The 5920-nt window shown below is 70.7% G+C and carries 6 protein-coding genes; 1 reads left to right on the top strand and 5 read right to left on the bottom strand.

Features of this window, described 5'->3' with window-relative positions:
- Positions 1 to 71: 71 nt before the first annotated feature.
- Positions 72 to 605, bottom strand: coding sequence for an alkyl hydroperoxide reductase (locus B7767_RS25735; protein ID WP_085574276.1), 534 nt, complete (start codon positions 603 to 605; stop codon positions 72 to 74).
- A gap of 6 nt (positions 606 to 611) precedes the next feature.
- A complete protein-coding gene (locus tag B7767_RS25730; protein ID WP_030859927.1) occupies positions 612 to 1166 on the bottom strand; it encodes a peroxiredoxin in 555 nt (184 codons plus the stop codon).
- A 133-nt stretch (positions 1167 to 1299) separates the two neighbouring features.
- Between B7767_RS25730 and B7767_RS25725 the strand changes: the two genes are divergently transcribed.
- Positions 1300 to 2244: a LysR substrate-binding domain-containing protein gene (locus B7767_RS25725; protein WP_085574275.1), complete on the top strand. Its 945-nt coding sequence runs from the start codon at positions 1300 to 1302 to the stop codon at positions 2242 to 2244.
- A gap of 25 nt (positions 2245 to 2269) precedes the next feature.
- Here the strand turns inward: B7767_RS25725 and B7767_RS25720 are convergent, their stop codons facing one another.
- Genes B7767_RS25720 through B7767_RS25710 form a run of 3 tightly spaced genes read right to left on the bottom strand, consistent with a single transcriptional unit; the run spans position 2270 to position 5822 of the window.
- Positions 2270 to 4609: an ABC transporter permease gene (locus B7767_RS25720; protein WP_085574274.1), complete on the bottom strand. Its 2340-nt coding sequence runs from the start codon at positions 4607 to 4609 to the stop codon at positions 2270 to 2272.
- A complete protein-coding gene (locus B7767_RS25715; RefSeq protein WP_085574273.1) occupies positions 4606 to 5301 on the bottom strand; it encodes an ABC transporter ATP-binding protein in 696 nt (231 codons plus the stop codon). The genes B7767_RS25720 and B7767_RS25715 overlap by 4 nt, the downstream gene beginning before the upstream one ends.
- Positions 5298 to 5822, bottom strand: a complete 525-nt coding sequence (locus B7767_RS25710; RefSeq protein WP_085574277.1) for a PadR family transcriptional regulator — start codon at positions 5820 to 5822, stop codon at positions 5298 to 5300. The genes B7767_RS25715 and B7767_RS25710 overlap by 4 nt, the downstream gene beginning before the upstream one ends.
- Between the last annotated feature and the right edge of the window lie 98 nt (positions 5823 to 5920).

Genomic DNA, 5920 nt, shown 5'->3' with positions numbered 1-5920 from the left:
GCGAGCGGGGGTACGGGTCGGGCCCGCCACCGGGTGGGGTGGGCGGGCCCGAGGGGTGTGGCGGGGCGGAGTCACTCCGCGAGGGCCGCCTCCGCGTCCAGCGTCGCGGCGACCGCCTGGATCACCGCGGCGATCTTGAACGCCTCCTGGACGACCTCACGCTCCACGCCGGCCTTGCGCAGCACCTGCTCGTGGGAGTCGAGACACATGCCGCAGCCGTTGATCGCGGAGACCGCGAAGGACCAGAACTCGAAGTCGACCTTGTCGACGCCCGGGTTGCCGATGACGTTCATCCGCAGACCGGCGCGCAGGTTGCCGTACTCGTGGTCCGACAGCAGGTGACGCGTCCGGTAGAAGACGTTGTTCATCGCCATCACCGCGGCGGCGGCCTTCGCGGCGGTGTACGCCTCCGGCGACAGGTTCGCCTTCGCCTCCGGCTCCAGCTCGCGCAGCACGATGGCCGAGCGCGAGGCGATCGCCGTCGACAGCACCGTGCCCCAGAGCTGCTGGGCCGGCAGGTCGGAGTTACCGATGACCGAGCCCAGGTTGAGCTTCAGGTCCTTGGCGTAGTCCGGTATGCGGGACTTCAGGGAGTCGAGGGACATGTCAGCTCACTCCCCGGCCAGCAGCGCGACCGGGTCCAGGGTCTCGTCGCCCTTGGACCAGTTGCACGGGCAGAGCTCGTCGGTCTGCAGGGCGTCCAGGACCCGCAGGACCTCCTTGGGGTTACGGCCGACGGAGCCGGCGGTCACCATGGAGAACTGGATCTCGTTGTTCTGGTCCACGATGAACACGGCGCGCTTGGCGAAGCCGTCCTCGCCCTCGATGCCGAGGTCGCGCATCAGCTCGTGCTTGGAGTCCGCCATCATCGGGAACGGCAGGTCGCGCAGGTCGTCGTGGTCCTTGCGCCAGGCGTGGTGGACGAACTCGGAGTCGCCGGAGAAGCCGAGGACCTGGGCGTCACGGTCGGCGAACTCGTCGTTCAGCTTGCCGAAGGCGGCGATCTCGGTCGGGCACACGAAGGTGAAGTCCTTGGGCCACGCGAACACGATCTTCCACTTGCCCTCGTAGGTCTTGTGGTCGATCGTCTCGAACTCCTTGCCCTTCTCCAGCGAGACGCAGGCGGTCAGTTCGAACTCGGGGAACTTGTCACCGACAGTGAGCACAGGCTCTCCTTGCAGCGAGGAAATACCCGGATTGCGGGCTTTTCCCATGGGTTGGACCTTGTTGATGTTGGCACATCGCGCATTGATTAGTGAAATAGCTACACTCGGTCGTGTTGATCGGAGGTAGCTATCAGTGACCGTTGGCAAGAGGCGCAGGCAGCCCAGCTTCGCCCAGCTCCGCGCGTTCGCCGCGGTGGCCGAGCATCTGCACTTCCGGGACGCCGCCTCGGCGATCGGGATGAGTCAGCCGGCGCTGTCGGGGGCCGTGTCGACGCTGGAGGAGACGCTCGGCGTCACCCTCGTGGAGCGTACGACGCGCAAGGTGCTGCTCTCACCGGCCGGTGAGCGGCTCGCCGCCCGCGCCAAGGCCGTACTCGGTGAAGTCGACGCGCTGATGGAGGAGGCGGACGCGCTGCGGGCGCCGTTCACCGGGGTGCTGCGGCTCGGCGTCATCCCGACCGTCGCGCCCTATCTGCTGCCGACGATCCTGCGGCTGGTCCGCGGCCGCTACCCGCTCCTCGACCTCCAGGTGCACGAGGAGCAGACCGCGAACCTGCTGGACGGACTGGCCGCCGGCCGGCTCGACCTGCTGCTGCTCGCCGTGCCCCTCGGGGTCCCCGGCGTGACCGAGATCCCCCTCTTCGACGAGGACTTCGTGCTGGTCACCCCGCTCGGCCACCGGCTCGGCGGCCGGGAGGGCGTCCCCCGCGCGGTGCTGCGCGAGCTGAACCTGCTGCTGCTCGACGAGGGCCACTGCCTGCGCGACCAGGCCCTGGACATCTGCCGGGAGGCCGGGCGGGCCGACGTCCCGGCCACGACGACGGCGGCCGGACTGGCCACACTCGTCCAGCTGGTCGCGGGCGGCCTCGGGGTGACCCTGCTGCCGCACACCGCCGTCCAGGTCGAGACCGCCCGCTCCAACCGGCTGCTCACCGCCCGCTTCACCGATCCGGCCCCCAGCCGCCGCATCGCCCTCGCCATGCGCACGGGCACGGTGAGGGCGGCGGAGCACAAGGAGCTGGCGGCGGCCCTGCGGGCGGCGATGCGGGACCTTCCGGTACGGATAGTGGGGAGCTGAACGCCCCGCGGTCCGTACCGTTCACTCACTCCGTCCGCAGGCCGTCCGGGCGCATCATGCGCAGCAGCGGGGGCAGGCTCAGCAGCGTCACCGCGAGGACCACGCCCGCGCCGACGCCGGTCATCCTCAGTACGCTCGCCCAGTCCACATCCACCGGTGTCGCGGTCATCTTCAGCAGCACCGTGCCCAGGGTCACGCCCACCACCGAGGCCAGCAGCAGGCCCAGGCCGATCGGTATCGCCGTCTGCCAGAACACCGACAGGCTCAGGGTGCGCCGGCGGGTGCCGAAGGCGACCAGGGCGGACAGCAGTCTGCGGCGTTCCCGCAACTGCTCCAGCTGGGAGACCAGCAGGCTCGCCCCGATCAGCGCCAGCACGGCGGTGGCGCCGACGAACAGGCCCTGGCGGATGGACTCGTAGCGGTCGGCGCGCTCGGTCGCGTACCAGGTCATCGGCTCCGCCAGCGGGTCGATCGCGTACGCCGTGTTCCGCACGTACTCGCGGGCGTGGGGCACCGAGTCGTCCACCGACAGGTACAGCTCCCCGGTGACGGCCTTGCCCAGGGGCGCGGTCAGCGCGCCCGGGGTCATCAGGAAGCCGCCGCGCAGGGTGCCCGTCGGGTCCTTGACGGAGTCGGCCTGCTGGAGCGTCTTCGGAACGGTCCAGACGACGTTCTCGGTCTCGCCGTCCTCGCCGGTGGTCTCCAGGTACAGCTTCTGGCCCGGTTCGCTCAGCGACGGCGTGTCGGTGTCGTACTCGCCGCCCCGGACCGCGAACGTGTCGCCGTCCTCGCACGAGGGCAGCTTCGCCACCTCGCGCAGGGTGGCGCAGTCACCGACGGTCAGCTCCGCGGAGCGCTCGGGTTCCTGGTCCCAGGGCCGGTCCGAGAAGTAGGCCTCGGAGAGCGTGTAGACCTTGCGCACCCCCTCGGTCTTCTCGAACTCGGCGGCGGCCGCGGCGGTTTCGACGCCCTCCGGGATGCGCACCTGCATCTGGGCCATCGACACGTCGTAACCCGTGTCCTTGGTGTAGGTGTCCTCGACCCCGGTGAACAGCATCTGGAGCGCGATCGCTCCGGCCACGGCCACGGCGATGCCGTTGACCAGGCGTGCCGCCGCCCCGCTGCTCAGCTGGAGGCGGCGCACCGCCAGTTGCCAGGACACGCTGCCCGTGCCGAGCCGGGCGACGACCGTCTCCACGATCCACGGCAGCAGCGCGGTGACCCCGACGAGCAGGCAGATGACCCCGCCGGTGACCAGGTACTGGTTGAACTCCCCGTTCTCCCCGCCCTGGCCGATCATGGGGAACAGCATCCCGATCCCGGCGAGCGGCAGCAGCAGCCGCCACCACAGCCGGCGGCGGGTGGGCCGTGCCGTGCGCACCACGCCCAGCGGCTCGATGACCACCCCGCGCAGCGCGAGCAGGGTCACCAGCACGGCGGCCGTGGGAACCGCCACCGCGACCAGCAGCGCGAGCAGCGGCGAGGGGTTCAGATAGCTCGGGAAGACACTGATGCCCTGCACCTCGAAGGAGGACCCGAGTTCACGTCCCGCGAGGAAGAACCCGGTGCCGAACACCAGACCGAGCAGTGCCCCGGCGAGCGCCTCGCCCGCGGCGATCCGCCGGGTCATGCCACCGTCGGAGCCGACCAGCCGGAGCGCCGCCAGCCTGCGGTCGCGCCGTTCGCCGCCGAACCGTACCGCCGCGGCGATGAACACGGCGACCGGCATCAGCAGCACCACGAAGACGACCAGGACCAGCAGCACCAGGACCGGATCCGTCTCCTCTTCCATGGGGTTGGGGTCCCCGAAGGACTCCAGACGCGTCGCCGTGGACTTGCCGATCCGCTCCGCGAGTTTCTCGCCGCCCGCGTAGTAGGCGAGTTCCTGCGAACCGATCAGCCCCTGCTCACCGATCGTCCCCACCAGGTCGTACGGGATCCGTTCGCGCAGCAGCGCGCCGCTGTCGGACTCCAGCAGCTCCTTGAGCGCGGGGGAGACGACCATGTCGCCCGGCGCCGGGAACTCCCGCAGGCCCGGCGGGAGGGGGGCCTCGGCGCCCTCAGGCTCCAGCAGCCGGCCGCGGACGTCGCGGTCGTCGAACTCGGTGTCGGTCATCGCGACGATCAGGGAGCGGTCGGACTTGTGCTCGATCTCCTGGCCGAAGGAGTAGTCGAGGCGCGCCTCCTCCCGCCGGTCCCGCTCCGCCAGCGCGCCCGGGAGGGCGGTGGTGAGCAGCAGCAGCGCCACGCCCAGCCCGACGCCGACGGCGGTGAGCAGCGCGCGGATCCAGCCCTCGCGTCCGCCGGCGAAGGCGAACCGGCTCCCCATGGCCAGATCACGGGCCCACTGCCGTGCGGCATTCATATGGCGCGCTCCATGTCCCGCGACTTCCCGTCGCGCACGACGACCTCGCGGTCGGAGTACGCGGCCACCCGCGCCTCGTGCGTGACCAGGACGACGGCGGCGTTGGTGGACCGGGCGGCCTCGGTGAGCAGCTCCATCACCCGCTCGCCGTTGAGCGAGTCCAGCGCGCCGGTCGGCTCGTCGGCGAACAGCACCCGTGGGCCGGTGACCAGCGACCGGGCCACGGCGACCCGCTGCCCCTGACCGCCGGAGACCTCGCCGGGGCGCTTCTTGCGGACGTCGTCGACCTCCAGGCGCTCCATCCAGGCCAGCGCGGCCCGTTCGGCCTCCTTGCGGGGCGTGCCGTTCAGCCGCAGCGGCAGGGCGACGTTCTCCACACAGGTGAGCTCCGGGACGAGCTGCCCGAACTGGAAGACGAAGCCGAACTCCGAACGCCGCAGCGCGCTGCGCTCGGAGTCGTTCATCGCGGTCAGCTCGCGCCCGTTGTAGGTGATCGACCCGGAGTCGGGGGTGACGATGCCGGCGAGGCAGTGCAGCAGCGTGGACTTGCCCGAGCCGGAGGGGCCCATCACGGCGACGACCTCGCCGGGGTGGATGGAGAAGCCGGCGCCGTCGAGCGCGGTGGTGGGGCCGTAGGCCTTGCGCAGGTCCTGGGCGGTGAGCAGGGAGCCGGCGGGGACGGGAGCGGTCATCGGGTCACCGCCGCACGGAGCTTGTCGAGACGCGCCGCGGTCAGCTCCAGCCAGCGCAGATCGGCCTCGAGGTGGAACAGGGCGTGGTCGCAGATGAGCTGGTCGGCGAGGTCGCCGTTGCGCTTGCGGTCGGTGAGGATCCGCATGCCGCGCAGATGCTCCGAGCGCTGGGTGTCGAGGATGTCGGCGGCGTTCCGGCTGGTGAGCAGGGCGAGGACGACCTTGGTGTAGAGCGTCGACTGGAGGTACGGCTCCGGCTTCTCCGGTGTGGCGAGCCAGCGCTCGACATCGGTGATGCCGGCCTCGGTGATCGCGTACCGCTTGCGCTCGGGGCCGCCGCCGGCCTCGATGCCGTCGACCTCGACGAGCCCGTTCTTCAGCAGCCGGGACATCGTCGAGTAGACCTGGCCGTAATGCAGCGGCCGGTCGTGACCGAACTTCTCGTCGAAGGCCCGCTTCAGGTCGTAACCGTGACGCGGGCCGGACTCCAGGAGTCCCAGGAGGGTGTGACCGATGGACATGCGGAGCACTCTACACACGGTGTATACGCGGTGTGTATACACGGAGTGTGCAGGTGGCGCCGGGGCGTACGGAGACGCAGGTGGGAGGCGATTGTCAC

Source organism: Streptomyces sp. 13-12-16 (genome assembly GCF_002114215.1).
Taxonomy (GTDB): domain Bacteria; phylum Actinomycetota; class Actinomycetes; order Streptomycetales; family Streptomycetaceae; genus Streptomyces.
The sequence above is the reverse complement of the archived record's forward strand: the minus strand, read 5'-3'. Positions and strand labels throughout refer to the sequence as shown.

Excerpts from the sequence above, each read along its gene's own strand:
- B7767_RS25710 (WP_085574277.1), bottom strand. The coding sequence starts at position 5,822 with ATGTCCATCGGTCACACCCTCCTGGGACTCCTGGAGTCCGGCCCGCGT.
- B7767_RS25715 (WP_085574273.1), bottom strand. The coding sequence starts at position 5,301 with ATGACCGCTCCCGTCCCCGCCGGCTCCCTGCTCACCGCCCAGGACCTG.
- B7767_RS25735 (WP_085574276.1), bottom strand. The coding sequence starts at position 605 with ATGTCCCTCGACTCCCTGAAGTCCCGCATACCGGACTACGCCAAGGAC.
- B7767_RS25720 (WP_085574274.1), bottom strand. The coding sequence starts at position 4,609 with ATGAATGCCGCACGGCAGTGGGCCCGTGATCTGGCCATGGGGAGCCGG.